The 2641-nt window shown below is 55.5% G+C and carries 2 protein-coding genes; both read left to right on the top strand.

Going from position 1 to position 2641, the window contains the following annotated elements; genetic code table 11:
- Positions 1–587: 587 nt before the first annotated feature.
- Positions 588–2057 carry a carboxypeptidase-like regulatory domain-containing protein gene (locus LAP85_29785; protein ID MBZ5500601.1) on the top strand — a complete coding sequence of 490 codons (1470 nt, stop codon included), beginning with the start codon at positions 588–590 and terminating at the stop codon, positions 2055–2057.
- A gap of 38 nt (positions 2058–2095) precedes the next feature.
- A partial coding sequence (locus LAP85_29780) for a hypothetical protein (GenBank protein ID MBZ5500600.1) occupies positions 2096–2641 on the top strand: 546 nt, incomplete at its 3' end.

Below are 2641 nucleotides of genomic sequence, written 5' to 3'. Positions count from 1 at the left end.
CGCTGGAGTTCCTCCAGCATCATCTTTCGTAGTCGAGTCACAAGCCCCTCCTTGTGACCCAACCTTACTATGTTTCGGCGTTATTGCCGCCAATCAGACTATTGGCACCAAGTCCGCCGCACAGCGGCTTCGTTCTAGTGGGATTCTCGGACAAGTGGATCTTTGAGCCTTGCCGCCGGTCCAACTGATGCTCATCTCGTTTCGGGTTCCGCGCCAATGTACGGGATATCCGTGATACCGCCATGTGACGAGAATCAGCTAATCAGAAATGCGCCGGTCAAATCATAATCCTGCTATCTTCGGTTGCTCGCCATCGCAGTGCGCGTTTCGCCGGTGGAGGCCTGCTCTGCGATCGGCAGGAGCATTTCGCACTATTGGATCATCGAAAAGCTGGGCAGTGTCGACATGGGTATCGCGTATAAAGCGGAGGACTTCAGGTTCGGCCGCTCCATCGGCATTGAAGTTCCTGCCCGAAGATCTGTCGTACACAAATCCGCGATTGAACGCTTCCGACGCGAAGCACGCGCGGCGCCGCGCTCGCTTACATTACTGAATCCCACTCACTGCGGAGGAGGTTAAAGCGAATCATGACCCGCAAACTGATCGCCGGCCCCAGGCTCGCCTGGACAGGATTTGTAATTGTGGTCCTATTGGCATTGCTGTTACTGCCGGGAATTCGAAAACCTTCAGGTCGGCCCAATGCCACTTTGCGGACTGGAGAGGAGGGCAAACCTTCGCAGGTTGCCAAAACCCCGGAGCTTCAGCCCGCCAATTCTTCGGTGCCGGTTCAGGGCAACACGCAAGGCCACGCGACGCGTTTTCATGTCGTGGAAGCATCTACCGGACGCGCCATCGCAGGTGCGGCGCTCCTGGTTGGCCCGCTGTCAGCCATAAAGGACATGCTTTCGGCTGAAGCTCCGCACACGGACGCGGAAGGGAGCTGTTCGATTACGATACCGGCGCGGCCGCTGTGGGTTGAAGCGAAAGCTGACGGCTATGTCCCCCGGAGACTGAGATTCAGTTCTGCTGATGATTACCAGAGCGATTACGTTTTCAAACTCGAAAGAGGAGGTTTCATCGGAGGCTACGTTCAAGATGAAGGAGGCCAGCCCATCGAGAGGGTAAAGCTCTCCATCTTTTCATCCAATCCGATGCTGGAAACGGGCAATCGTTTGGAAGATCGCGAGCGGATCGAGACTTCGGTCTACATTCAGACGGATCGGTCGGGCAGATGGACATCCACGGAGGTGATGCCCAATCTTGAGAGAATCTCCGTCACGCTGGAGCACCCGGAACACGGCAGCGGCCAGTTTGTGACCGATCCTGTCCCGGCCTCAGGCGCCAGCGGTTCCACGACCATCCGGCCCATCGCCCACGTTGACCTCGAGGAACTGAAAGACGGCAAAGCCATCCTGGTGATGAAAAATGGCATAGTTGTGTCAGGAAGAGTCATGGATGAAGCGGGCCGCGGTATTGGAGACTGCGAAATCAACCAGTTCGAAGCCAGTTCAGGCATCGGCATTCACTACAATATTGCATTTGCCTCCGCCAAGACCGAACCGGACGGGCAATTTGCCTTCAGGATCCTGAAGCCTGGGGAAATCATGATCGCGTTGCAGGCAAAGGGCTTTGCTGCTGAGTCGCGCACCGTCAAAGTCGCCCCGAGCTTGCCCGCTCTTGAAATCCGGTTGAAGAAAGGTGAAATAGTCAGCGGCCAGGTCATCGATGACAGCGGCAGTCCTGTTCTGAATGCATTGATCCGAACTGAACTTCGGGGAACGGATCAGCCGTTCTCCTGGCAAGCAAAGACAGGGGTCGACGGGAGGTTCCAGTGGGATTCGGCACCCGCCAAGGCTCTCCCATATTACTTGAGTGCGCAGGGCTATATGCCCACGGATACGCTGATTCTTGAACCTGCCAAAGAGCACGTAATCCATTTATCCAAGAGCGGCGAGATTCTCCTCTCAGGAAAAGTGATTGACTCGAAAACACAAAACCGATCGGGAATTTCAAAGTGTCGGCCCTCTGGCGGGGACAAATCTCGCAGAAATCGGTAGACGGAAGGAACGGCGAATTTACCTTGGCCCTGGAGGTATTGCCTCCAGGAACACGGGCGTACGCCATCCTGGTGGAAGCGGTTGGTTATATTCCGGATATTTCCCAATCAGTGGATGATGAACCGGCCAAGCGCAATTTGGAAATCACGCTGGTCCCCACCGCCGGATTTACCGGCATAGTTCTTTTACCCAACGGCAGTTCGGTGTCCGGCGCCAACGTCTTCCTTTGCGGCAGCAACGGACAGTCTGCCGCGAGCTCATTGGGCAGCAGGATGATGACCAGCATCAAGTCCATCCGATCCGTGAATCAGCCCTCGAATTCAGATCTTTTCACCGCCGCCGTGGTAACCGACGATTTAGGAAGGTTTTCGCTGAAACCGGTGCCGCAGGCCGACTCCATTTTCGCGACGCATGAAAAGGGCTTTGCAGCCCTGACCATTGAGGAGTCCTATGAAAGGGGATGTCAAGAAAATACCTCACCGTCCCAGGGACTGGGTAGATTTTTTCGAGACAGCCAGCCATCTCTCGGATCGTGCACCCAGTTGACTCTGCGGCACCATTTATTGACATCGCCCGACGTCTAT

This window comes from Terriglobia bacterium (assembly GCA_020072565.1).
Lineage (GTDB): Bacteria > Acidobacteriota > UBA6911 > UBA6911 > UBA6911 > JAFNAG01.
Note: the sequence above shows the minus strand (reverse complement) of the source record. Positions and strands in the feature narration are given on the sequence as shown.

Bases quoted from the DNA above. Each gene is read 5' to 3' on its own strand.
- LAP85_29785 (MBZ5500601.1), top strand. From the start codon at position 588: ATGACCCGCAAACTGATCGCCGGCCCCAGGCTCGCCTGGACAGGATTT.